Annotated in this window: 22 protein-coding genes; 16 read left to right on the top strand and 6 right to left on the bottom strand. The window is 64.3% G+C overall.

The genetic code is table 11. The annotated features are described in order from the left end of the window. Positions 1–2: 2 nt before the first annotated feature. The gene (locus ACYQ01_RS00440) at positions 3–1,190 is read right to left on the bottom strand and encodes an efflux RND transporter periplasmic adaptor subunit (protein ID WP_459931870.1); all 1,188 of its coding nucleotides are present in this window, start codon (positions 1,188–1,190) and stop codon (positions 3–5) included. A gap of 422 nt (positions 1,191–1,612) precedes the next feature. Here ACYQ01_RS00440 and ACYQ01_RS00435 point away from each other — a divergent pair, with 422 nt between their 5' ends. Both ACYQ01_RS00435 and ACYQ01_RS00430 read left to right on the top strand, forming a co-directional pair. Further along, positions 1,613–2,764, top strand: a complete 1,152-nt coding sequence (locus ACYQ01_RS00435; RefSeq protein WP_459931869.1) for a hypothetical protein — start codon at positions 1,613–1,615, stop codon at positions 2,762–2,764. A gap of 386 nt (positions 2,765–3,150) precedes the next feature. Continuing rightward, positions 3,151–3,504 carry a hypothetical protein gene (locus tag ACYQ01_RS00430; protein WP_459931868.1) on the top strand — a complete coding sequence of 118 codons (354 nt, stop codon included), beginning with the start codon at positions 3,151–3,153 and terminating at the stop codon, positions 3,502–3,504. A gap of 121 nt (positions 3,505–3,625) precedes the next feature. Here ACYQ01_RS00430 and ACYQ01_RS00425 read toward each other — a convergent pair whose 3' ends face one another. Continuing rightward, positions 3,626–3,988 carry a PilZ domain-containing protein gene (locus tag ACYQ01_RS00425; protein WP_459931867.1) on the bottom strand — a complete coding sequence of 121 codons (363 nt, stop codon included), beginning with the start codon at positions 3,986–3,988 and terminating at the stop codon, positions 3,626–3,628. Positions 3,989–4,256: 268 nt separating this feature from the next. On the opposite strand from ACYQ01_RS00425, the gene ACYQ01_RS00420 reads away from it, so the two are divergent. Next, entirely contained in the window at positions 4,257–4,868 is a 612-nt protein-coding gene (locus ACYQ01_RS00420; protein ID WP_459931866.1) for a nitroreductase family protein, read from the top strand. Positions 4,869–4,993: 125 nt separating this feature from the next. Here ACYQ01_RS00420 and ACYQ01_RS00415 read toward each other — a convergent pair whose 3' ends face one another. After that, positions 4,994–6,337: a UDP-glucose dehydrogenase family protein gene (locus ACYQ01_RS00415; protein ID WP_459931865.1), complete on the bottom strand. Its 1,344-nt coding sequence runs from the start codon at positions 6,335–6,337 to the stop codon at positions 4,994–4,996. A 151-nt stretch (positions 6,338–6,488) separates the two neighbouring features. Here ACYQ01_RS00415 and ACYQ01_RS00410 point away from each other — a divergent pair, with 151 nt between their 5' ends. From ACYQ01_RS00410 to ACYQ01_RS00375, 8 genes are all read left to right on the top strand, one after another. Continuing rightward, positions 6,489–7,214 carry a pyridoxine 5'-phosphate synthase gene (locus ACYQ01_RS00410; protein WP_459931864.1) on the top strand — a complete coding sequence of 242 codons (726 nt, stop codon included), beginning with the start codon at positions 6,489–6,491 and terminating at the stop codon, positions 7,212–7,214. Between the two features lie 2 nt (positions 7,215–7,216). Continuing rightward, positions 7,217–7,594 carry a holo-[acyl-carrier-protein] synthase gene (locus ACYQ01_RS00405; RefSeq protein ID WP_459931863.1) on the top strand — a complete coding sequence of 126 codons (378 nt, stop codon included), beginning with the start codon at positions 7,217–7,219 and terminating at the stop codon, positions 7,592–7,594. Beyond that, the gene (locus ACYQ01_RS00400; protein ID WP_459931862.1) at positions 7,591–9,186 is read left to right on the top strand and encodes an NAD(P)H-hydrate dehydratase; all 1,596 of its coding nucleotides are present in this window, start codon (positions 7,591–7,593) and stop codon (positions 9,184–9,186) included. The genes ACYQ01_RS00405 and ACYQ01_RS00400 overlap by 4 nt, the downstream gene beginning before the upstream one ends. Then, complete coding sequence (locus ACYQ01_RS00395; RefSeq protein ID WP_459931861.1) at positions 9,173–9,631, top strand: CBS domain-containing protein; 459 nt, start codon at positions 9,173–9,175, stop codon at positions 9,629–9,631. The genes ACYQ01_RS00400 and ACYQ01_RS00395 overlap by 14 nt, the downstream gene beginning before the upstream one ends. 3 nt (positions 9,632–9,634) lie before the next feature. After that, entirely contained in the window at positions 9,635–10,147 is a 513-nt protein-coding gene (tsaE, locus tag ACYQ01_RS00390; RefSeq protein ID WP_459931860.1) for a tRNA (adenosine(37)-N6)-threonylcarbamoyltransferase complex ATPase subunit type 1 TsaE, read from the top strand. After that, positions 10,144–11,388, top strand: a complete 1,245-nt coding sequence (locus ACYQ01_RS00385) for an aspartate kinase (protein WP_459931859.1) — start codon at positions 10,144–10,146, stop codon at positions 11,386–11,388. The genes tsaE and ACYQ01_RS00385 overlap by 4 nt, the downstream gene beginning before the upstream one ends. Beyond that, on the top strand, positions 11,385–12,986 hold the full coding sequence (cimA, locus tag ACYQ01_RS00380) for a citramalate synthase (RefSeq protein WP_459933870.1): 1,602 nt from the start codon (positions 11,385–11,387) through the stop codon (positions 12,984–12,986). The genes ACYQ01_RS00385 and cimA overlap by 4 nt, the downstream gene beginning before the upstream one ends. A gap of 330 nt (positions 12,987–13,316) precedes the next feature. After that, the gene (locus tag ACYQ01_RS00375) at positions 13,317–13,895 is read left to right on the top strand and encodes a hypothetical protein (protein ID WP_459931858.1); all 579 of its coding nucleotides are present in this window, start codon (positions 13,317–13,319) and stop codon (positions 13,893–13,895) included. Positions 13,896–14,134: 239 nt separating this feature from the next. Here the strand turns inward: ACYQ01_RS00375 and ACYQ01_RS00370 are convergent, their stop codons facing one another. The 3 genes from ACYQ01_RS00370 to ACYQ01_RS00360 are packed head-to-tail and all read right to left on the bottom strand — an operon-like array spanning position 14,135 to position 16,191. Then, complete coding sequence (locus ACYQ01_RS00370; RefSeq protein ID WP_459931857.1) at positions 14,135–14,923, bottom strand: alpha/beta hydrolase; 789 nt, start codon at positions 14,921–14,923, stop codon at positions 14,135–14,137. After that, positions 14,920–15,672, bottom strand: coding sequence for an S-methyl-5'-thioadenosine phosphorylase (gene mtnP / locus ACYQ01_RS00365; protein ID WP_459931856.1), 753 nt, complete (start codon positions 15,670–15,672; stop codon positions 14,920–14,922). The genes ACYQ01_RS00370 and mtnP overlap by 4 nt, the downstream gene beginning before the upstream one ends. 3 nt (positions 15,673–15,675) lie before the next feature. After that, on the bottom strand, positions 15,676–16,191 hold the full coding sequence (locus tag ACYQ01_RS00360; RefSeq protein ID WP_459931855.1) for an adenine phosphoribosyltransferase: 516 nt from the start codon (positions 16,189–16,191) through the stop codon (positions 15,676–15,678). Positions 16,192–16,372: 181 nt separating this feature from the next. On the opposite strand from ACYQ01_RS00360, the gene ACYQ01_RS00355 reads away from it, so the two are divergent. The 5 genes from ACYQ01_RS00355 to ACYQ01_RS00335 all read left to right on the top strand — a co-directional run bounded on the left by ACYQ01_RS00355 (position 16,373) and on the right by ACYQ01_RS00335 (position 22,591). Continuing rightward, positions 16,373–17,689: an amidohydrolase gene (locus ACYQ01_RS00355; RefSeq protein WP_459931854.1), complete on the top strand. Its 1,317-nt coding sequence runs from the start codon at positions 16,373–16,375 to the stop codon at positions 17,687–17,689. Positions 17,690–17,804: 115 nt separating this feature from the next. After that, positions 17,805–18,050, top strand: coding sequence for a PxxKW family cysteine-rich protein (locus ACYQ01_RS00350; protein WP_459931853.1), 246 nt, complete (start codon positions 17,805–17,807; stop codon positions 18,048–18,050). Between the two features lie 288 nt (positions 18,051–18,338). Beyond that, the gene (locus tag ACYQ01_RS00345; RefSeq protein ID WP_459931852.1) at positions 18,339–19,571 is read left to right on the top strand and encodes a M20 family metallo-hydrolase; all 1,233 of its coding nucleotides are present in this window, start codon (positions 18,339–18,341) and stop codon (positions 19,569–19,571) included. 42 nt (positions 19,572–19,613) lie between these two features. Then, on the top strand, positions 19,614–21,515 hold the full coding sequence (gene mnmG, locus ACYQ01_RS00340; protein WP_459931851.1) for a tRNA uridine-5-carboxymethylaminomethyl(34) synthesis enzyme MnmG: 1,902 nt from the start codon (positions 19,614–19,616) through the stop codon (positions 21,513–21,515). Next, positions 21,512–22,591, top strand: a complete 1,080-nt coding sequence (locus ACYQ01_RS00335; protein WP_459931850.1) for a PilZ domain-containing protein — start codon at positions 21,512–21,514, stop codon at positions 22,589–22,591. Before mnmG ends, ACYQ01_RS00335 begins: the two co-directional genes overlap by 4 nt. The last annotated feature ends 86 nt before the right edge of the window (positions 22,592–22,677 follow it).

Raw genomic sequence — 22,677 nt, 5'->3', positions numbered from 1 at the left:
CCCTACCCGGCGGCGCCCTGGGGTTTGGCGGGCTGGTTCTGGGGAGCGCCCGCGTCGCGCACCCGGACCTTCATGCCCGGGCGCACCTTGATGACGCCTTCCACGATGACGCGTTCCCCGGCTTCCAGCCCCTTGTCCACCTGGCGGAAATTGCCCAGAGAGCGACCCAGTTCCACGGGGCGCATCTGCACCGTGTCGTCCTGGCCCACCACCCACACGATGGTGCCCTGCTGGGTCTGCAAAATGGCCGCCTGGGGGATGGCGATGGCCCCCATCAGCTCCGAGCCCAGGAGTTGCGCGCGCACGAACTGGCCCGGCAGGAGCGTTCCGTTGGGGTTGGGAATCTCGGCGCGGGACTTGACCACGCCGGTGGTGGCGTCCACCTGGGTGTCGGTAAAATTGATATGCCCTTCGAGCGGATAGGCCGAACCGTCGGGAAGCGTGAGGCGGACGGAAAAGGAATCGCCCGAAACGTAGCGCATCCGGCCGTCGGCGAACTGGGTGCGATAGCTCAGGAACTCCGAGCCGGGAATGGAAAAGTTCACATAGGCCGGATCGGTGCGCGAAATGGTGGTCAAGAGGCTGCCTTCGGCCGAGGTGGTGATGAGGCTGCCCTCGGACCGGGTCTCTTTGCTGGTCATGCCGCTGATGGGCGCCACGACCTTGGTGTAGTCGAGGTTGATGCGGTCCTGGCGCACCTTGGCCTGCGCGGCCTGGAGATTGGCCTGGGACGTGCGGTACTCGGTCTGGGCGTCGTCCATGTCCTTCTGGCTGATGACGCCGTCCTTGATGAGCTTGGCGTAGCGGTCCATGTCGCGCTTGGCCTTTTCGAGACGGGCCTGAGCCTGGCCGAGTTCGCCCTGGGACTGGGCCAGCGCCGCCCGGTACGGTTCGGGGTCGATCTCGAACATCACGTCGCCCTTGCGCACGAATCCGCCCTCGGTGTAGTCGCGTTTCAACAGGATGCCGCCCACTCTGGCGCGCACCTCCACATCCCGCGATCCCGTCACCTGGGCCATGAATTCGATGGTCAGGGGAATGTTTTCCACTTTCACGGTTCTGGTCACCACTTCCATGGCGGGCATCCCGCCGGCCGGCGGTTGGGAGGAACCGTCGCGGCATCCCGTGGCGACCAGCATTCCCATTGCGGCCAGGAGCACGAGCGCCCCGATCGATGTTGAACGCCTCATCAGCTCACCTTTTCCTTTCAGGGGTATGGCCCCGTGTATATTCCACTAACTACTAGCCCACTAACTATTTGTGCGTAAAGCACCGTCCCTTATCCAATCCAGGTATGATGTCAAGCGAAGTTTCAGGGCGGTCCCGGCGGAAAAGGAAATGCCCAACCCACGGCTACCGTTGATGAAATTTTCGTGACGGATCAAACGAAACCCCGTGTCGGGGAGCACGGCCTGGCCGCCGGCGGCCAGGCGCCGCGTCGCCTTACCCGGCCTCCGCGCGGGTCAGGGGAAAGCCTCCGTCGCACGGAAACAAACGCCCCGCGCCCGAGCGGCCCGGCTCGGGAACGGCTCTTGCTTTGTCATCACCGAGCGAAAGCGACCGGCAATTTCTGCCGCGTCACATCAGCAGCCGTCCATGCACAGAGGCCCCCATGAGCGTTCAAGGCGTGCAAGACACCACGGCGACAACGGCCGTTCAGTCCAACCTGACCGGGGTCGGGTCTTCCGAGATCAACGCCCTTTTCGAGTCCCAGTTGGCCATGGCCGTCTCCCTGACCGGGCGAGTGGACCTGATGAACCAGTCCAACCAACCCACGTCGGACGATACCACCAAGTTCCAGCAGGCTTTGGCCTTGCAGAACCTGAACGTCCTGGCCAGCACGGTCATGATGGAGCACGACATGGGCGGGGTGATCGTGGTGCAAACCCTGATGAACCAGCAGCTCAACGCCTGGGGATTCGGCCAGCAGTCCGCAGACACCGCCGAATCCCAGACCGATTCCACCACGGCCACCACCACGACCGCCAAGAAGGCCACGACCAAGACCGCAACGACCACCAAGAAGACCACCACCAAGACGGCAACAACCACAAGCGCCACGTCCACCTCGGACACGCAGTCCACTTCCACGTCCGGTACCGCGTCCAACGCGAGCACCACTTCCGGCTCCACGTCCTCGCTTTCGGAAGAAGCGGCCTCGAACGCGAGTTCCGCCTCCAGCGCGAGTTCTTCGCTGACCGACACGCTGCTTTCCAACGCGAGCACGACAGCCAGCTCCAGCGCATCCGCCGAAGGCTCGGACGCGTCGGATTCCGCCGACGACCAGTCCGACCAGACGCAAACTCAAACCGCTTCCGCCCAGGCGTCCGCAAGCGCGGAACAGACCGCCCCCCCCGCGCAAACCGCAAGCGCGCAAACCGCGACGGCCGAGGGCAGCGCCGCGCAATCCCGGACGGAAACCGATGCCGCGGACCAAGAAATCGCCGACCAGGGCGACGCGCAAACGGCGTCGACCAGCCAGACCGCGACATCCCAGGCTTCGACCGCCCAAACCACCGAACAGGCTGCCGCCCAGACCGCCACGACAAGCGCCGCGACGACCGCCGCCCAGGCCGAACTGGACCGCCTCCTCGAACAGATCGGCCAGTCCATGGGGGCCCTTGTCCAGAATGCGATGCTGAGCGCCATGCAGGTGGCCTTCCAATCCATGGCCGCCGCCAGCGCAAACGGATTGGCGTCCTCGACCGGAACCGGAGTTCAGGCCACGGCGTCGACCAGCTCTTCCAGCGGCAACGCGGCCTAGCGCGGCGTCCAAGGAAGACGTTTTGGCAAAATCCGCGCGTGGTTTTCCGGGGCGCGACGCACGCTGGCCCCCGGGACGGTCGATTCCCGCCGCCTGCTGAAAAAACGCGCCGGCAAGGCGCGAAAGACCGTCAACCCCGAAGCGGGGTACGAATCCGTCGGCTTTCCGCTTTCCGAAGACCCGCGCCGGCCGTCCAAGGCGATCGTTCAGGGGAAGATTGCGCACATCGCAGGCGGCAAACCACCCTTTTTCCGGTTTTCCACTCTCCCAGCCCCGGGCGCTCGGGGTTGACCCGGGCGGCAAAGCGTGGTTTGGAGCCTCTTACGCCAATTCCTCACCAGTCAACGTGACAAAACAAGCGTCGGCCCCGCGCCGCAAGCACTCCTATGACCACAGACTATTTAAGCACTCCGGCAGTCTTGCAAGCCCTTTTGGCTCCGCTCGGGCTCAAGCTGGTCCACGTGCACGAAGGCATCTATTTCGTGGAGAACAATCTGTTTTTGTTCATGGAATCCAAGGACGAAACGGAAATTCTCGTCTGCTTCAATCGCGATTGCCCACCGGACAAGGCCGCCCTGGCCGCTCTGACCCTCTTCGAACGGGCCGATGAACTCGGGCTGGGACTCGGACTCTGCGGCACCTACGACCTGGAAGGACTGGGAGAACAAGAAATGAAACTGCACATCCATCCCCAGCAGACCATCAAAAACTCCGGGGACGGCGCGCAGAGCACCCACTAGGGTCGCACAATGGAAAAGGGACCCGCGTTCTCCAGGAAAACGAACAAGAACTGGAAGCACCCTCCCGCGAAGCACGGGAAGAACTCCTTCGTGGACACGGCGCTCGCCGGGCGCGTCCCCTTCAGCTACGCTTGACAAAGGCCGGAACGGCCATTTCCCTATCGATGGCGTCCGCATCGCTGGCGTGCAGGCGCACCAACCGACGCAGATGGCCGAACGCCTCTTCGTCCATGCCCGTGAAATCGAGCGCCAGTCCCGAAGGGTCGTTACGGATGATGCGGGCTTCTATTTCGAAGCCCACCGTCGGCGACAAGGTGATGCGCACCACGCACGCTCCCGAGCCGCCCAGGCCCGGCGCATGGTCGCACAGCATGCCCTTGAGGCTCACATTCCTGGTTTCGAGGCTTGCGGTTCGCCCGCCCGACACGATCACCGCGTCAATCGTAGCGTCCACCCGGCTGCGGATACGTTTGTCCTTATTCATGGCCTTTCCCTTTTGAAGCGCCTTGCGTTCGTCCGACATCTTTTCGCGTTCGTTTCCTATCCCAAAGAGGTCTTTGTCGTCCACTTTTCCTTGTCGGCATTCTTCCCCGGCCATGTGCCGAAAGCACGCGGAAACGGCGACAAGACAAGCGAAACGGGCGGACGGGATTTCATCGCTTGACGTATTTTCGCTCCGGGTGCAGGCAATCAAAAGAGAGGTCCGCCCATTGGGCCAAAACGCCCCCCCCTCCCCCAACCGGAGAAACGCCATGAACAGCCTTCGCCGAACCCTTATGCGCCTTCTGTGCGTGGGTCCGGCCCTGGCCGCCGTTCCAGGCGGCTTGGCCGCGGCCGAACAACCCAAAGGCATGGACGCCATGGAATGCATTTTCACCCGGCGTTCGATCCGCAAATACCTGAACAAACCCGTCCCGGACGAACTGCTTGCCGAGGTGCTGCAAGCGGCCATGACCGCTCCCTCGGCCATCAACGAGCAGCCGTGGCACTTTGTGGTGGTCAAGGACCGGGCCAAACTCCAGGAAATTTCCGCCTCCGTGCCCTACGTGGGCATGGCCGCCGGGGCCGGAGCCGGCATCCTGGTGGCGGCGGAGCCGGCCCTGTGCAAGGACGTGGACTTCTGGCCCCTGGACTGCTCCAACGCCACCCTGAGCATCCTGCTGGCCTGTCGCGCCCTGGGACTGGGAGCCGTGTGGTGCGCGGTATATCCCAAACAGGACCGCATGGCCAAGTACCGCCAACTGCTGGGCATTCCCGAGTCGATCATGCCCTTCGCCTTCGTCTGCCTGGGCTGGCCCGACCAGGAAGCGGGCCGAGTCAACCGGTTCAAGCCCGAACGCATTCACAAGGAACGGTGGGGCTGAACCGCCCCCCCCTTTGGAAACGGTGAAGGGCCGCCCGGTCAGGATGACCTGCCGGGCGGCCCTTCACTTTTTTCCGGGCCGAAAGAACGCGTCTTCCGGGCCCGTGAAGCGTCTTGGCTTTCCGCTTACACCTTTTTGGGATCGGGGCGGCCGATGCTGAAATAGGCGAAGCCCAGGTCGGCCAGAAGCGCCGGGGAATAGAGGTTGCGCCCGTCGAAGATCAGCGGAGCGGTCAGGGTCTTCTTGATGCGGGTGAAGTCCGGGTTGCGGAACTGGTTCCACTCCGTGACCACGGCCAGAGCGGAGGCGCCGTCAAGCACGGCGTATTGTTCGTCCACGATCTCGACCAGGGGTTCGTCCTTGAAGGTCTCGCGGGCGTTGGGACCGGCTTCGGGGTCGAAGGCGCGCACCTTCATGCCCCGGGCCACCAGGTCGCGAATGATCTCGAAGGCGGCGCATTCGCGCACGTCGTCGGTATTGGCCTTGAAGGCCAGGCCCCACAGGGCCAGGGTCTTGCCCTTCACGCCGCCCTGGGGCTCGAAGTAGTCCACAACGCGCTGGGAAAGCACGCGCTTCTGGCGGTTGTTCACCTCGTCCACCGAGGCCAGCAGTTGGGGCTCGTACTTGTGCTGGCGGGAGGTGTCGATGAGGGCCTTGACGTCCTTGGGGAAGCAGGATCCGCCGTAGCCCACGCCGGGGTAGATGAACTGGTAGCCGATGCGGTGATCCGAGCCGATGCCCATGCGCACGTCGCGCACGTCCGCGCCCACGCGTTCGCAGATGTTGGCCACCTCGTTGATGAACGAAATCTTGGTGGCCAGCATGCAGTTGGCGGCGTACTTGGTCATCTCGGCCGAACGCACGCTCATGACGATGAGCTTTTCGCGGCTTCTGGCGAAGGGCGCGTACAGAGCCTTGAGCAGTTCGGCGGTACGCACGTTCTCGGTGCCCACAACCACGCGGTCGGGCTTCATGAAGTCGTTGATGGCGTCGCCTTCCTTGAGAAACTCGGGATTGGACACCACGTCGTATTCAATGGACTCGCCGCGCTTGGTCAGCTCCTCGGCGATGATGGCGCGCACGGAATCGGCCGTGCCCACGGGCACGGTGGATTTGTCCACCACGATCTTGTAATCGGTCATGTTCTGGCCCACGTCCCTGGCGACCTGATGCACGTAGGACAGGTCGCAGGAGCCGTCCGCCCGGGAGGGAGTGCCCACGCACACGAACACGAACAGCGCGTTGGTCATGCCCTCGGCAATGGAAGTGGTGAAGGTGAGGCGGCCCTGCTCGGTATTGCGCTTGACCAGTTCGGCCAGGCCGGGTTCGTAGATATGGATCTTCCCCTGGCGAAGGTTTTCGACCACTTTGGGGTTGATATCGACGCAGCAGACCTCGTTGCCCATTTCAGCGAAGCACGCCGCGCTGACGAGGCCGACGTATCCGGTTCCAACTATACACAGGTTCATTCCCGCGCATCTCCTCATGAGGTGTAATGGCCCTATGATGATAGGGCAGCTTTCGATACGAGGGCGGCCAACCTTTGTCAACACCTCTTGAGATATGGCCGCGCTGGGGGTATGGTATGTATTTGCAACGAAATATCAGGAGCGTATTCCCATGCCCGCACTCGCCGTCAACGTCGATCACGTGGCCACCTTGCGCCAAGCGCGCCAAGGCAGCGAGCCCGATCCCGTCACTGCGGCCCACCTGGCGGAAATGGCCGGAGCCAGGGCCATTATCGTCCATCTGCGCGAGGACCGCAGGCACATTCAAGACCGTGACGTGGCGCTTCTGCGCCAATTGGTCAAGACCAGGCTGCATCTGGAAATGGCCGCCACGTCCGAAATGGGACGTCTTGCCAGGGGCATAGCCCCCGACCTCGTCTGTCTGGTGCCGGAAAAACGCCAGGAGCTCACCACCGAAGGCGGACTGGCCTGCCAGGGCCGCGAGACCGAACTGTCCGACTATATCGCCCCCCTGCGGGAAGCCGGCATCGCCATCAGCCTGTTCATCGACCCCGATCCGGCCCAGGTGGAAGCCGCCGCCGCCATCGGAACCGACTACATCGAAATCCATACCGGCGCCTACTCCGACGCCCCCACCCCGGCCAAGCGACAGCAGGAGTTCGCCCGCGTCACCCAGGCCATCAGCCAGGGACAGGACCTGGGACTCAAGGTCAACCTGGGCCACGGACTCAACTACGAAAACGTCTGGGCCTTCGCCAAAACGCCGGGCGTGAGCGAATATTCCATAGGCCACAGCATCATGAGCCGGGCCATCATGGTGGGCATGCGCGAGGCCGTGGCCGAAATGGCCCGCATTGTGGGCGGTTTCGCGGACTAGCCATGATCGTGGGCCTGGGACTCGATCTCGCGGAGATCAACCGGGTGGACGCCATGCTCGCCCGCCACGGTCGACGCTTCGCCGGACGCATTCTCACCGAACGCGAACTCTCCGCCATGCCCCCCGCTCGGGCCGCGTCCTACCTGGCCGCACGCTTCGCGGCCAAGGAGGCCGCATCCAAGGCCCTGGGCACGGGCCTGGCCCAGGGCGTGACCTTCAAGAACCTGGAAATCGTCAAGAACGCCCTCGGCCAGCCCCAACTCCTATTGCACGGCCAAGCCCTGGAGCGGGCCAGGGCGTTGCGCGTGGTCCGTATCCATCTGACCATCACCCACAGTCGCGACACCGCCGCGGCCGTGGTGGTTCTGGAGGCCCCATGATGCGCCCGCCCCTGCTCGCTCCCCTGCCCACCCCGGCCGAAATGAACGTCTGGGACGCCCAGTCCGGGGAATGCTACGGCCTTTCCACCGAAATACTCATGGAAAACGCCAGCCGCGAGGCCCTGCACGCCCTCGCGGAGGTCTTCGGCGACGTCCGGGGACGCCGGGCCCTGCTGTTGGCCGGACCGGGAAACAACGGCGGCGACGCCGTGGCCCTGGCCCGGCACCTGCACGACGCCGGCGCGTCGGTGCTTCTGCTGTTGGCCAGGCCAGCCGAGGCCTACCAGGGCGCTTCGGGATTTCATCTTCGCCTGGCCCGGAAGGTGGGCGTGCCCGTGGCCAATCTGGAAGAATTCGACCTGACGCGCGGACTCTCCCCCGGCCTTGCGCCCGATCTGGTGGTGGACGGCCTCCTGGGCACAGGCCTTTCCGGCGAGCCCAGGCCCCAATTCGCCGCCTGGATCGAGGCCGTGAACGCCCTGGGCGAACACGCCTTCGTCTTTTCCCTGGACATCCCCTCTGGACTGTCCGGCCTGACCGGACGCCCGGCCAAGGCCACGGTCAGGGCCAGGGCCACCGTGACCTTCGAGGCGGCCAAACTCGGTCTGGCCCTGCCCCGGGCCAAGGCGTACGTGGGCCGGCTGCTGGTGCGCCCCATCGGCATCCCGCGCCTGGTGCGCGAGGACAACCCGCCCACCCACTACCTGCTCACCGAGGCGTTGCGCGGCCTGCTGGCCGCCCCGCGCGCGGACATGCACAAGGGGAGCGCCGGACGGATACTCATTCTGGGCGGGTCCCCCGGGCTGACCGGAGCGCCCGCGCTCTGCGCCCTGGCCGCGCTGCGGGCCGGAGCCGGCCTGGTCACGGTGGCCTGCCCCAAGGGAATCGAACCCACGCTCAAGGCGGGACTCCCCGACGTGATGACCCTGCCCCTTGGCCACGGGGAAGACTGGAGCGCGGACCTGGCCGCCCAGGTGGCCGAGCGACTGGAAACCGTTGACGCCCTGGCGGTGGGACCGGGCATTGGCCGCTCTGCGGGCGCGCGCGCTTTTCTGGACGCCCTGACCGCCCCGTCCGTGTCCCTGCCGCCGGCCGTGTGGGACGCCGACGCGCTCAACTGGCTGGCCGACCAGCCCGACCCGGCCGCTCGGCTGGGTGGCAACGGGACGGTGCTCACGCCCCATCCCGGGGAGATGGCCAGACTTCTGGGAACCACGATCCAAGACGTGGAGGCCGACCGGTTCGAAGCGGCGCGCGCCCTGGCCAGGCGGGCCAAGGCCACGGCGCTTCTCAAGGGGCCGGGCACGGTGCTGTGCGCCGACGGTCCGGGCCCCATGGCGGCCATGGTGTCTCCCTTCGCGGAACCGAACCTTGCCGTGGGCGGGTCCGGCGACGTGCTGTCCGGAGTGATCGCGGCCCTGCTCGGGCAGGGGATTTCCCCCTTGCCTGCCGCCTGCCTGGGAGTGTATTGGCACGGACTTGCCGGACGCCTGGCGTCGGTCGACTTCCCCCATCGGGGCAACTTGGCCTCGGAAATCGCGGGACTTCTGCCCCGCGCCGCAACGGAGTGGCTTCACCATGCTCAAAGCTAAAGACATCATGACCACCGAGGTCATCACCCTGACCCCCGAAACGCAAATTTCCCAGGCGGCCAAGCTGCTGCTGGAAAAACGCATCAACGGCTGCCCGGTGGTGGACGCCTCCGGCAAGGTGGTGGGCATCCTCTGCCAGTCCGACCTGGTGGCCCAGCAAAAACGCCTGTCGCTCCCTTCGGTGTTCACCCTGCTCGACGGCATTCTGCCGTTTTCCTCCATGGGCGACCTGGACAAGGAAATGGGCAAGATTGCGGCCATCACCGTGGACCACGCCATGAGCGAAAAACCGGTCACGGTCGGTCCCGACGACACCCTGGAAGACGTGGCCACCCTCATGGTGGAACGCGGCTTTCACACCCTTCCCGTGGTCAAGGACGACAAGCTGGTGGGAGTCATCGGCCTGGAAGACGTCTTGCGCACGGTGGCCGGCCAGCCCAAGTAGCCCATGGATGACGAGGCGGACCTGTATCTCGCGGACGAGTCCGCCACGCTGGCCCTGGGGCGGGCCCTGGCCCTGGCCCTTCCGCCGCGATGGACGAGCCCCTGCGCGCTGCTCACGGGCGAAATGGGGTCGGGCAAGACCTGCCTGACGCGCGGCTTGGCCGGGGCGCTTCCCGGAGCGGAAAACGCCCAGGTCGCCAGTCCGAGCTTCAATCTGGTCAACGTCTATCCCACGCATCCCATCGTGGCCCATGTGGATCTCTACAGGCTCGAGGAAGGCTGTTTCGACGCCTGCCTTGAAGACGTCTTCGACCGGCCCGGGGCCGCGACGCCCCAGTTGGCTGTCGTGGAATGGGCCGAACGGCTTCCCCAAGCCCTCAAGCCTGCCGAGCGATTGGAAATTTTTTGGAATTTGGCCCCTGCCGGAAGGCGCGTCACCCTGCGCGCCTTCGGCGACCAGGCCCGTACGTGGCTTGCGTCGACCCTGAGAACCTTCAAGCAAAGCGAACTTCCATGAAGATCATGGTGCAGAAGTACGGAGGAACCTCCGTGGCCGGGCTGGACCGCATGAAGCGCGTGCTCGAACGCGTACGCTCCGGCCTGAACGATGGCTACAAGATGGTGGTGGTGCTCTCGGCCATGTCGGGCGAGACCAACAAACTCCTGGCCCTGGCCAAGGAATTTTCCACCACCCCGGACCCCGCCGAGATGGACGCCCTGGTGGTCAACGGCGAAAACATTTCCGTGGCGCTTTTTTCCCTGCTGGCCAACGCCCAGGGCATCAAGGCCCGGTCGCTTCAGGGATGGCAGATTCCCATTCGGACCGACGGGTCGTTCATGAAAGCGCGAATCGACGATATCGCCTCCGACAAACTGAAAGCGTTGCTTGAAGAATACGACGTGCTGGTAGTGGCCGGCTTCCAGGGGGTGACCTGCGAAGGACGCCTGACCACGCTGGGCCGGGGCGGCTCGGACACCACGGGCGTGGCCCTGGCCGCGGCCCTCCAGGCCGACGTGTGCGAAATATTCACCGACGTGGACGGCGTGTTCACCACCGATCCCAACATCTGCTCCAAGGCCCGAAAGCTTTCGATCATCTCCTATGACGAGATGATCGAACTGGCCAGTTCCGGGGCCAAGGTGCTGCAAATCCGTTCGGTGGAGTTCGCCAAGAAATTCAACGTACCGGTGCGCGTGCGCTCCACGTTCACCGACGACCCCGGCACGCTGGTCACGCAGGAGGATGCCTATATGATGGAAGATCTCATGGTTTCGGGAATCGCCTACGACAAGGATCAGTGCCGGGTGACCGTCTCCAAGGTCAAGGACAAGCCCGGCGTGGCCGCCTCCATCTTCGGCTCCCTCGCGGCCCGGCGCATTCTCGTGGACATGATCGTCCAGAACACCAGCCAGGAAGGCTTCACCGACATGACCTTCACCGTGTCGCGTTCCGACCTGGAACAGGCGCTTGCCATCCTGCATCCGGTCTGCGACGAGATCGGCGCCGAAAGCGTGCAATACGACACCAACGTGGCCAAGGTTTCCGTGGTGGGCGTGGGCATGCGCAACCACTCGGGCGTGGCTTCGACCATGTTTTCCGTGCTCTGCGAGGAAAACATCAACATCAAGCTGATTTCCACCTCCGAAATTAAAATTACCTGCCTGATCGACGAGAAGTACATCGAGTTGGCCATACGCGCCCTGCATACCGCTTTCGGACTCGACAAACCATCGGAGAAACAGGCATGCCAGCCATGAATCGCATAGCGATATACGATACCACCTTGCGCGACGGAGCCCAGGCGGTGGACATCAACTTCACCGCCGAGGACAAACTGCGCATCGCGCTCAAACTTGATGAACTGGGCGTGGCCTACATCGAGGGCGGGTGGCCGGGCTCCAACCCCACGGACAAGGCCTTTTTTGCGGACGTGACCTCCTATCAGCTCAAGAACGCCCAGGTGGCCGCGTTCGGCTCCACCCACAACGCGTCCCTGCTGGCCGAGAACGACCCCAACCTCAAGGCGCTGGTGGAATCCAAGGCCCCGGTGCTGACCATTTTCGGCAAAACCTGGGACCGCCACGCCATCGAGGCCTTGCGCGTCAGCATCGAACGCAATCTGGAGCTCATCTCCGCGTCGCTCAACTATCTGCGCCCCCACTGCCGGGAGCTGTTTTTCGACGCCGAGCACTTCTTCGACGGCTTCAAGGCCAACCCCGACTACGCCCTGGCCTGCCTCAAGGCGGCCCACGAGGCCGGGGCCGAAGTGCTGGTGTTGTGCGACACCAACGGCGGCACCCTGCCCAGCGACCTGCGCGTGATCTTCGAAACCGCCAAGGCCCACCTGCCCCAGGCCAGTTTCGGCATACACGCCCACAACGACGCGGACATGGCCGTGGCCAACTCCGTGACCGCCGTGCAGTGCGGAGCCATTCAAGTGCAGGGGTGCATGAACGGATACGGCGAGCGGTGCGGCAACGCCAATTTGTGCTCCATCATCCCCACCATAGAATTGAAGCTGGGCCTCGCCTCCCTGCCCGACGGCAACCTCCCCCTGCTCGCGGGGGGCTCGCACTTCATCGACGAGGTGTCGAACAAGGTGCCCTTCGCCCGCCAGCCCTACGTGGGCGAGGCGGCCTTCGCCCACAAGGGCGGGGTCCACGTTTCGGCCGTGGCGCGCAACTCCATGCTCTACGAGCACATATCGCCCGAGGCTGTGGGCAACACCCGAGCCATCGTGCTTTCGGACATGGCGGGACAGTCCAACGTGCTCTTCAAGGCCGGGGAATACGGACTGGAGCTGGAGAAAGGCTCGCCCCAGGTCATGGAGATCCTGCAGGAAGTCAAAGAGAAGGAAGCCCGAGGCTACGAATATTCGGCGGCCGAGGCCTCGTTCGAGCTGCTCATGCGCCGGGTGCTCGGCCTGTCGCGGCGCTACTTCAGTCTGGTCACCTACCGGGTGTTGGACTGGAAGCAAAGCGGCTGTGAAGAGCCCCTGGCCGAGGCCACAGTGTTGGTGAAGGTGGGCGGGGCGGACGCGCACACGGCCAGTTCCGGCCGCGGCCCGATCAACGCCCTGGACACGGCCCTGCGCAAGGCCCTGACCCGGTTCTATCCGCGCATAGCCGAAATGCGTCTGCTCGACTTCAAAGTGCGGGTGCTCTCGGCCACCAACAAGGAAGGCACGGGTACGGCTTCCCACGTGCGGGTGCTCATCACCTCGGGAGACACGCTCGACGTGTGGACCACCATCGGCGTGTCGGACAACGTCATCGAGGCCAGTTGGCAGGCGCTTGAAGATTCGGTGAACTACAAGCTGTACCTGGACGACAAACGCAAGCAGACCAAAGCGTAGAAAAAACGACGACAAACGAAGCGCTCGTATCGAAGGCCGCTTCCGATTGGCGCGCGTTTCGAGATTCCCCTTGAAATCCTGGCGCGCTCAAGAAGACAATACCGTACAGGCCATTTTTATCTTTACCGCACTACGGCCGGAGACGCATACCGTTCTCCGGCCGTAATGTTTTTCTCTCCGTGGCAATAGACGGGCGCACGTCAAGAACACTTACCGAACCACAGGCAACATTCGTGTCCCCCGTTGTCTGCCCCCCCCGGGCATGCTAGGTTCTTTCGCCCGATGCCAGGAGCATTCCGGACACGCACTCGCATAAGCAAGGAGCCCCGCATGGAAGCCGTGAAACTGCTTATAGGTTTTGCGCCGTGGATCGCCTTCTGGATCATCTCGGCCGGGCACAGCCTGTTCTGGCTCAAAACCGGGGTAGTGGTCGCCGCCTTGCTGGTGGCCGTCATGGGAGTGAGCGGGCTGCACCGCGGTGGCATTCTCTGGGCCGGCGTGGTGTTTTTTTCCCTGAATCTGGTTGCCGTTGTCTGGCTGGAAAACATGTGGGTGGTCCGCCACATGGGCGTGATGGCGAGCGGATTTCTGCTGGCCATGACCCTTGTCACCATGGCCCTGGGCCGACCGTTTACGGGGGATTACGCCAAGCAGCACGTGGCGCCCCGATTCTGGGATACGCCGGAGTTCAGACACAGCTGCCAGGTGACCACCGGCGTGTGGGCGGTAGTGTTCGGGGCCAATACGACCTTGAACGTGTTGAAACTCGTCCTGCCGCATGTCAGCGGAGGGGTCTTCGAACTGCTTGAAGTCTGCTGCCTGGTGGCCGGCGTGTTTTACACCACTCGATACGCCGCCAAGGCCCGGTCGTTGCGCGAAGCCATGGCGCGCGAACAGGATCTGTCCTAGCAGCCTGTTGAAAATCCTTGCCGGCTGCGTTGCTGCAAGAAACGCAAACCCTCAACGGATGCCAACTACGCTTCGGGCTTGACTTTTTCTCGCGCCTTGCCAGCACGTTTTTTGAACAGGCTGCACGAATCGACTATTTGGGCGGGCTGCTAGCCGACCGAGACCAACGTCGACGCGCCTTACACGCCGGTATCCCGAACCTTCCCAAGACGTCCGCGCAAATGCGGCGAGACGGTTTCCTATGCGAAATCCCGCGACACGCCGTCGTTCCCCGCCGCTGTCTCCGCCTCACGGCAGAACTCCAGACAGAAGCGGGACACGATTTCCCGCGCCTCCACATGGGTGGAAAGCAGGTGGTGGCTGGTCACGCGTTCGCGCAGTTCCATAAGCTCCATCCGGCCCAGGACGGAACGGGAGCGTCGGACGATTTCCCAGGCGTTGGCCACGGAAACGTTGCGATCCCCCTTGGCATGGACGACCAGCAGCGGAGCGTGCACCTTGGGCAGATCCCGGCGCACCTGGCGCAGGCCGACGTTGAAGCTATGCAGGCTTTCGAGCGGGACGGCGCCTTCGTAGCCACGCCAGGGAGCGATTTCGCGCGATCGGGGATTTCCCGGTCCGGTCTTCCAGAGGGGGCGCAGCTTTCGCAAGAGTCCCAGGAAAGGCATGAGCGGACTGCGCATGGCCCAGGGGTGAAAACGGTAGAGAAACACCGGCGTGGACAAAAGCACCACCCCGACCGGTTCGTACGTCTGGGCCAGACGCAGGGCCAAGCTGCCGCCCATGGACTGTCCCACCAGCACCACCCGGCCGTATTCGGCCGCAAGCCGCTCGTAATGGGTCCGCGCGGCCTGAAGCCAGTCGCTCCACCGGGTGCGGGCAAAGGCCTCGATGCTTTCGTCGTGGCCGGGCAGGGTCGGGGTCAGCACGGGGTTCCCCGCCCCGGCCAGAGCCCTGGCCAGGGGAGTCATTTCGAAAGGGCCGCCCCCGAAACCGTGCAGCAACAGGCAGGCGGCCCGTGGGTTCATTCCGGTATGGTGGCGATGACCCGGGTGAGCACGTTGGTCACTTTCTCGGCGTTCTGCTTGAAAATGGTGAGAATGTCGTCCCAGGTGACCGGGGGCTCGTCGGTTTTCCAGCAGTCATAGTCCGTGGACATGGCCACGGCCGCGTACGGAATGCCGGCCTCGCTGGCCAGGATGGTCTCGGTGGCCAGGCTCATGTTGATGACGTCGGCCCCCCAGAGACGGAACATGTTCGATTCCGCCCTGGTGGAGAAACGCGGCCCCTCGATGGTGATCACGGTGCCGGTCTGGTGGTGGTCGTAGCCGAAGTGGCTGCAGGCCGCGATGAGTTCCATGCGCAGGGTTTCGTCGAAGGGGTCGGCCATGGGGGTGTGCATGGGGACGTGGGGCTCGAAGCGCTCGTAGAAGGTCATGGGGCGCAGCCTGGTGAAGTCTATGAACTGGTCGAGCACCACCAGGTCGCCGCGCTTGATCTCGGCCCGAAGCGACCCCACGGCCGTGGTGGCCAGAATGTGGGTGCAGCCGATCTCCTTGAGGGACCAGATGTTGGCCCGGTAGTTGACCCAGGTGGGAGGCATGGTGTGGCTGCGTCCGTGACGCGCCAGGATGACCACCTCGCGCCCTTTGACCAGACCCTTGCGCAGGGTGGAGTTGGGTTTGCCGTAGGGGGTGTCGATCTCGATGTCCGCGGGGGAGTCGAGGATGTCGGGATTGTCCAGGCCGCTGCCGCCGATGATTCCGATGACAGGCATGGGCTAGACCACCTCGATGAGGCTTTCCAGGCTGTCGAGCCCCAGCTTTTCGCGCCCCTTGAGAAAGCCCAGTTCGAGCAGAACGCCGATTCCCACCACTTCGGCTTCGACGCACTGCACCAGATCGAGCATGCCTTTCAAGGTGCCGCCTGTGGCCAGCACGTCGTCGATCACCAGGATCTTCTCGCCCCGGATCAGGGCGTCTTCGTGCATGTGCAGGGTGTCGGTACCGTATTCCAGGTCATAGGTGACCGAGGTGGTCTTGTAGGGCAACTTGCCCGGCTTGCGCACGGGCACAAACCCGATTCCCATGGCGTACGCCAGCGGCGCGCCAAAAATAAACCCCCGCGCCTCGGCGCAGACGATCTTGGTGGCCCCGCAATTCTTGAAACGGTCGGCCAAGCGGTCGATGGAGACCTTGAAGGCGTTCGCGTCGCCGATAAGGGGGGTGATGTCCATGAAGACGATTCCCTCTTTGGGAAAGTCCCTGATGTCGCGGATAAAGGCGCGAAGGTCCATGGCGTCTAGCTCCTGAAAGGATTTGCAAACCTTCTGGCGGTACTGAAAAAGCCGAACCCCGTCAAGAAGCCTCCCCGCCTATCCCCATTGATCCACAAGGGATTTCGGCTTGACATCCTTGTCAACAACCGACCATTTTCATGGTCGAACAATCCTCAAACCCGTCAGAAGCGATTCAATCATGGAAAAACTCCCCTGCGACCTGCTCGTCAAGGCGGGAACCCTGGTCACCCAGGACAGCGACCGACGCGTTCTCACCGACGCGGCCCTGGCCCTCTCCGAAGGAAAAATTCTGGCAGTGGGCCCAGACGCCGACATCGCCTCCCGCTACCGGCCGGGAGACGTGCTCGACCTGAGCGGCGATATCGTGCTCCCGGGCCTCATAAACGCCCATACCCACGTGCCCATGACCGTGTTTCGCGGCCTGGAGGACGACCTGGCCCTGCTCGACTGGCTGGAAAACCACATCTGGCCCGCCGAATCGCGTTTAAACGAGCGCATCGTCCGCCTGGGAGCCCTGCTGGCCTGCGCCGAGATGCTCCGCTTCGGCTGCACCACGTTCCTCGACCTCTACCTGTTCGAGGAACAAACCGCCCTGGCCGCCCGGTCCGCCGGCATTCGGGCCGTTGTGGGCGAGGGAGTGTTCCATCCGCCCACGGCGTCCTACGCCACCACCGAACAGGCCTTCGCCCGGGTGGACTCCCTGCTGCGCCTCCTGGAGGACGATCCCCTGGTGCGCCCCTGCCTGGTGGCCCATTCGGTTTACGCCACGGGGAAAGACGAACTGCTCAAACTCGGGGACATGGCCCGGACAAAAGGCCTGACCCTCACCCTGCACGCGGCGGAAACCACGGACGAAACCGCCGTTTGCCTGGAGCGTTTCGGCAAGCGTCCGGTGGACATGCTGCGCGACCTGGGCCTGCTCGGACCGAACCTGCTCGTGGCCCACGCCGTGGACATCACTCCGGACGAAATCGACCTTTTGGCCGCCACCGAAACCCGCGTGGCCCACAATCCGCGCAGCAACATGAAGCTGGGCTCCGGCACGGCCCCGGTGGCGGCCATGCGCGCCGCCGGCGTGACCGTGGGCCTGGGCACGGACGGCGCGGCCAGCAACAACGCGCTGAACATGTTCGCCGAGATGGCCGCCGCGGCCCTGTTGGCCAAGGTGGGCGGCGATCCCACCGCCCTGCCCGCCCGCGACGCGCTGGACATGGCCACCGTGGACGGCGCCAAGGCGGTCGGACTGCGCGACGTGGGCAGCCTGGCGCCGGGATTCCGGGCCGACCTCACGGCCTTGCGCGGCGACAGCCCCAACCTCAATCCGCTCTACGACGCCCCTTCGCATCTGGTCTACGCCGCCAGCGGCGGCGAGGTCCGCCTGACCATGGTGGAAGGCAAGGTGGTCTACCGGGACGGCGTATACGCCGGAATCGACTTTCCCGGCCTTCTGGCGGAAATGGACGACATCAAGGCTTGGGCGCGCGACAAGTCTTGACAACCGACGCGTATTGAGACAAGAACTTCCGTTTCCAAAGAACGATCACCCGCCCACGGGTGTCTGTCCGGGCACGCGCCCGGCGTCATGCCCAGGCGTCCATGGAGGTTTAGACATGTCCGCTCAGACTTACATGATCAACGGCATCGAGTGCCACCCCATCATCGACAAATGCGAAGGGTGTGAGCGCACCAAGGAACACGAGGGCGTGAAATATTGCTCCAGCTACCCTCTGCCCGAACGCAAATGGGCCCAGAAGGTCTGCAATTTCGCCACCCACATGAAGCTCGAAAAGGACGCCGGCGGCAAGACCAAGGTCAACCCCCTCAAGGCCTCCAAGCGCGCCGCGCGCGGCCGTTAGCAGCCTCCGCAGGATCCTCGTCGGCCGCGTTGCCGCGAAAAGCTCACCCCGCGCGTGGACACCTACGCTTCAGGTGTGATTTTTTTCGTTCCGTGGCCGGCGGGCCTTTCAAACAGGCTGCACGAACGGCTTCGACGGCCTGTGAAGCCGAAAACGCGATATGGGGCGGAGGGCGGTTTGGCCCTCCGCTTTTTTTCGCGCCTTGCCTTCGGCCCCGCCCGAAGCTACAGTGCGCCGAGTGGCCCTTAACGGTCTGACAACACCGTCTCTTACCACCCGGAGTCCCGTATGCTCGGCGTCATCCTCTCCCATATCGACAAAGAACAGGAAACCGTCGTCTCCCTGCAGCGCGACCTGACCGCCATCCCGGCCGTTGGCCCGGACAGCGGCGGCCCCGGCGAACGGGCCAAGGCCGACTACACGCTGGAAGTCTTGCGCACAATCGGCGTGTCCGACGTGCGCGAATACCAGGCGCCGGACGAACGCGTGACCTGCGGGCATCGACCGAGTATCGCCGCCGTGTTGCCCGGCGCGGACGCGAGCCGCACCTTCTGGGTCATTTCGCATCTGGACATCGTCCCCCCCGGCGACCTCGCCCTCTGGGACCACGATCCCTACACCCTGCATGTCGAGGACGGCATGCTCGTCGGACGCGGCGTGGAAGACAACCAGCAAGGCATGGTCTCCTCGCTGCTGGTGGCCAAGGCCCTGCGCGACCTGGACGTCACCCCGCCCATCAACTACGGCATGCTTTTCGTGGCCGACGAAGAACACGGCAGCAAATTCGGGCTCGACTACCTGCTCAAGAGCCATCCCGAGATTTTCGGCAAAAAGGACCTCTTTCTCATCCCGGACTTCGGGCTGCCCACCTCCGAAATGGTGGAAGTGGCCGAAAAGAGCATGCTCTGGCTCAAGATCACCGTGCTCGGCCGGCAATGCCACGCCTCCTCCCCCGAGGAGGGGGTGAACTCCCTGGTGGCGGCTTCGGCCTTCATCCTCAAGCTGACCGGGCTGGGCAAACGGTTCGACGCCAGCGATCCCCTCTTTTCGCCCCCCCACTCCACGTTCGAACCCACCAAGAAAGAAGCCAACGTCGAGAACATCAACACCATTCCCGGCCGGGACGTGTTCTATCTCGACTGCCGCGTCCTGCCCAGGTACCCGTTGGGCGAGGTGATCGACGCGGTAAAGGCCATGGGCGACGACATCGCCGCCGCATACGGCGTGACCATGGAATACGAAATCGTCCAGAGCGAACAGGCCGCGCCGGCCACCGCCCTGGACGCCGAGGTGGTGACCCGCCTGCTGGCGGCCGTGCGCGACGTCTACTCGTGCGACCCCAAGCCCATGGGCGTTGGCGGCGGCACTGTGGCCGCCTATCTGCGACGGGCCGGTTACGACTCCGTGGTCTGGGCCACCTGGGTTCCTAACGCCCACCAGCCCAACGAGCGCTCCAGCATTCGTTCCAACATCGGCGACGCCCAGGTCATCGCCCATGCCCTGTTCGCCGGAAAAGCCTGACCCCCGGCCGGGCGCGGGTCTCTTCGAGGCGGCTGACATCCCATGTCCCTGAAAATCTTTCCCGACCGTTTCGACTTGGTGGTGGCCGGAGCGGGCCACGCCGGATGCGAAGCGGCCATGACCGCGGCCCGGCTGGGCCTGAAGACCCTGCTCGTCACCCTGAACGTGGACCGGCTGGGGCATCTCTCCTGCAATCCGGCCATCGGCGGCCTGGCCAAGGGCCACATGGTCAAGGAGATCGACGCCCTTGGCGGCATGATGGGCGTATGGGCCGACGCCTGCGCCATCCAGTTCCGCCAGCTCAACACCCGGAAAGGACCCGCCGTGCGGGCCACCCGGGTGCAGATCGACCGTCAGGCCTACATGGACCGGGTCAAGCGCGACATCTTCGCCCAGGAAAACCTCTATGTGCGCGAAGACCAGGTGACCGGCCTTTTCGTGGAAAACGGGCGCGTGGGCGGAGCCGTCACCGCCTTGGGCGAACGACATCCGTCTTGGGCGGTCATGCTCACCACGGGCACCTTTCTGCACGGGCTCATCCACGTGGGCCTCACCCACCGTCCGGCCGGACGGCTGGGCGACGAGCCGGCCGTTGGGCTTTCCGCCTGCCTGCGGGAACTGGGCATGACCCTCGGCCGGCTCAAGACCGGCACCCCGGCCAGGCTCCTCAAGGCCTCGGTGGACTTTTCCGCCATGACTCCCCAGCCCGGCGACCCGGACCCCACGCCGTTCAGCTTCCGCATGCGCCAGCCCATGCTCGAACAGGTGCCCTGCTGGCTCACCTACACCAACGAGGCCACGCACGCGGCCATCCGAACCGGATTCGACCGTTCTCCGCTCTTCACCGGGGTCATCTCCGGCACCGGGGCGCGCTACTGTCCCTCCATCGAGGACAAGGTGGCCCGGTTTCCCGAAAAGCCCCGGCATCAGGTCTTTGTGGAGCCCGAGGGGCTCCACAGCCCGGAGGTCTATCCCAACGGCGTCTCCACCAGTCTGCCCCTGGAAACCCAGAAAGCCATGCTGGCCACCATCGCGGGTTTGGAAAAAGCCCAGATCGTGCGCCCCGGCTACGCCATCGAATACGACTACGCCGATCCCATCCAGCTCCACCCCACCCTGGAAGCCAAAGCCCTGCCCGGCCTGTACCTGGCCGGCCAGATCAACGGCACCAGCGGCTACGAAGAGGCCGCGGCCCAGGGGCTGTGGGCGGCGCTCAACGTCTACTGCGCCAAGACCGGTCGCGAGCCCTTCGCGCCCCGGCGCGACCAGGCCTATATGGCCGTTCTGGTGGACGATCTGGTCACCAAGGGCACCAGCGAACCGTACCGCATGTTCACCTCGCGCGCCGAGCACCGGCTGCTTCTGCGCGAGGGCAACGCCGACAGCCGCCTCACGCCCCTGGGACGCGAACTCGGACTGGTGGACGACGGACACTGGAAGCTCTTCGAGGAAAAACGTCGGGCCCTGGACACGGTCATGGACGGACTGGGCCGGATCAAAGTGCGGCCGGACGCCCCCACCCGCGACCAACTCACCGCGATCGGGGCGGACATTCCCGGCAAGGCGGTCACCCTGGCGGATATCCTGCGCCAACCCAAGCTTTCCATCGAACAGCTCGCCCCCCTGTGGCCGGAGCTGAAGGCGTTTACTCCCGAAGTGCTGCGCGAGGCCGAAATCCGGGCCAAGTACGACGGCTACCTGGTCCGCCAGCAGGAAATCGCCTTGAGGCTCAAACGGGCGGAAGAAGTGGAACTTCCCCCGGACATGGCCTATGACGAGGTGGCCGGACTGACCCGCGAGGTGGTGGAAAAACTCGGACGGGTCAAACCGGCCAGCCTGGGCCAAGCCGGACGCATATCCGGAGTGACTCCCGCCGCCCTGGCCTGTCTGGAAATCCATCTGAGGAAAACGGGACGGCAACCCCCGTCCGGGACCGCCACATGACCTTGCTGTCGGCCGACATTCCCCGATTCTCGGCGACCTTGAACGACATCCTGTCCAAGCTGTTCGAGGACTCGGTCAAGGGCAATGTCTCGTCGCTTTCGCTTCTTGTTGTCGGCCTGTTCTTCGGCGCTATGGTGGCGCTCATCCTTTTGGGCCTGTTCGTCACGCGAAAGCCGACCAAACGCCTGCTCGACGTTCCCAGCACCTGGATCACCGACCAGGCCCGGGTGCTCGACCTGCTCGACTCGGCCGTGGTCCAGCGCTGCAAGATACGCGTCAGCTTTCACCGCGACATGGGCGTGGGCCGATCCACCGACGGCACCCTGCTTTCCTCCGACCAAAACGGACTCACCCTGGAAATCCCCTCGATCAAGGTCATCAACCAGAACTGGATCGGCCGCTCGCTGGACTTGAGCTTTCGCATGAAACTGCCGGACCAGCCCCAGTTGCAGTCCAACTTCGGGTTCATGGCCGAAATCATCGGCTTCGACCAGCCCCAGGAAGACATCACCATCATTCGCCTCTCCCACCCGGGCCGGCTGGAATTCAACCAGAACCGCCAGCACTTGCGGGTGGATCCTCCGGAAAAATTCGTGTCTTCCATCCAGATATGGACCGAGGAGATCCTGAAACGGCGCGGCGCCAAGGTGCAGGAGCCCGACACCTGGGGACCGCCCGAATTGTCCTCCACCGCCGGAGGCAAGCGCGAACTGACCCTGGAAAACATTTCCGGCGGCGGCATGCGCCTGCGCATAGAACCGTCGGTCCTCCACACGACCAGCGCCAAAATCGACCTGCGCGTCAATCTGGTCTGCTCCCTGACGCTCGTCGGCGTGGAGTCGCCGGATATGGTCACCTATTACCTGGTCAGCCAGGTACTCAAGTGTTTCGACGACTGCCAGTCGAAGCAAAAGCTCTCCCTGGGCTTGGTCTTCACCGCCATGGGAGTCATCCAGCCACCGCCGCTCACCGGCCTGCGCTGGCGCTCGGTGGTGCGCGACTACGGCGTTTACGAACTGGACAACTGGGTTTACGAACTGCACCTCGAACTCTACCGCAGCCGCGGCCAGACCTGACGCCCGCAAGGCTCACGACGCGAAATCGTAACGCGCGCGTGCGACAATCGGACAAAAAAATGGAGGACCACGTTGGACGACGGACC

The sequence above is a fragment of the Fundidesulfovibrio butyratiphilus genome, from assembly GCF_054657235.1.
The sequence above is the reverse complement of the archived record's forward strand: the minus strand, read 5'-3'. Positions and strand labels throughout refer to the sequence as shown.

Bases quoted from the DNA above. Each gene is read 5' to 3' on its own strand.
- ACYQ01_RS00405 (WP_459931863.1), top strand. From the start codon at position 7,217: ATGATCGTGGGCCTGGGACTCGATCTCGCGGAGATCAACCGGGTGGAC.
- ACYQ01_RS00360 (WP_459931855.1), bottom strand. From the start codon at position 16,191: ATGGACCTTCGCGCCTTTATCCGCGACATCAGGGACTTTCCCAAAGAG.
- ACYQ01_RS00420 (WP_459931866.1), top strand. From the start codon at position 4,257: ATGAACAGCCTTCGCCGAACCCTTATGCGCCTTCTGTGCGTGGGTCCG.
- ACYQ01_RS00435 (WP_459931869.1), top strand. From the start codon at position 1,613: ATGAGCGTTCAAGGCGTGCAAGACACCACGGCGACAACGGCCGTTCAG.
- ACYQ01_RS00425 (WP_459931867.1), bottom strand. From the start codon at position 3,988: ATGAATAAGGACAAACGTATCCGCAGCCGGGTGGACGCTACGATTGAC.
- mtnP (WP_459931856.1), bottom strand. From the start codon at position 15,672: ATGCCTGTCATCGGAATCATCGGCGGCAGCGGCCTGGACAATCCCGAC.
- ACYQ01_RS00430 (WP_459931868.1), top strand. From the start codon at position 3,151: ATGACCACAGACTATTTAAGCACTCCGGCAGTCTTGCAAGCCCTTTTG.
- ACYQ01_RS00350 (WP_459931853.1), top strand. From the start codon at position 17,805: ATGTCCGCTCAGACTTACATGATCAACGGCATCGAGTGCCACCCCATC.
- ACYQ01_RS00370 (WP_459931857.1), bottom strand. From the start codon at position 14,923: ATGAACCCACGGGCCGCCTGCCTGTTGCTGCACGGTTTCGGGGGCGGC.
- ACYQ01_RS00335 (WP_459931850.1), top strand. From the start codon at position 21,512: ATGACCTTGCTGTCGGCCGACATTCCCCGATTCTCGGCGACCTTGAAC.
- ACYQ01_RS00355 (WP_459931854.1), top strand. From the start codon at position 16,373: ATGGAAAAACTCCCCTGCGACCTGCTCGTCAAGGCGGGAACCCTGGTC.
- ACYQ01_RS00400 (WP_459931862.1), top strand. From the start codon at position 7,591: ATGATGCGCCCGCCCCTGCTCGCTCCCCTGCCCACCCCGGCCGAAATG.
- tsaE (WP_459931860.1), top strand. From the start codon at position 9,635: ATGGATGACGAGGCGGACCTGTATCTCGCGGACGAGTCCGCCACGCTG.
- ACYQ01_RS00345 (WP_459931852.1), top strand. From the start codon at position 18,339: ATGCTCGGCGTCATCCTCTCCCATATCGACAAAGAACAGGAAACCGTC.
- ACYQ01_RS00385 (WP_459931859.1), top strand. From the start codon at position 10,144: ATGAAGATCATGGTGCAGAAGTACGGAGGAACCTCCGTGGCCGGGCTG.
- ACYQ01_RS00440 (WP_459931870.1), bottom strand. From the start codon at position 1,190: ATGAGGCGTTCAACATCGATCGGGGCGCTCGTGCTCCTGGCCGCAATG.
- ACYQ01_RS00415 (WP_459931865.1), bottom strand. From the start codon at position 6,337: ATGAACCTGTGTATAGTTGGAACCGGATACGTCGGCCTCGTCAGCGCG.
- ACYQ01_RS00375 (WP_459931858.1), top strand. From the start codon at position 13,317: ATGGAAGCCGTGAAACTGCTTATAGGTTTTGCGCCGTGGATCGCCTTC.
- ACYQ01_RS00410 (WP_459931864.1), top strand. From the start codon at position 6,489: ATGCCCGCACTCGCCGTCAACGTCGATCACGTGGCCACCTTGCGCCAA.
- cimA (WP_459933870.1), top strand. From the start codon at position 11,385: ATGAATCGCATAGCGATATACGATACCACCTTGCGCGACGGAGCCCAG.
- mnmG (WP_459931851.1), top strand. From the start codon at position 19,614: ATGTCCCTGAAAATCTTTCCCGACCGTTTCGACTTGGTGGTGGCCGGA.
- ACYQ01_RS00395 (WP_459931861.1), top strand. From the start codon at position 9,173: ATGCTCAAAGCTAAAGACATCATGACCACCGAGGTCATCACCCTGACC.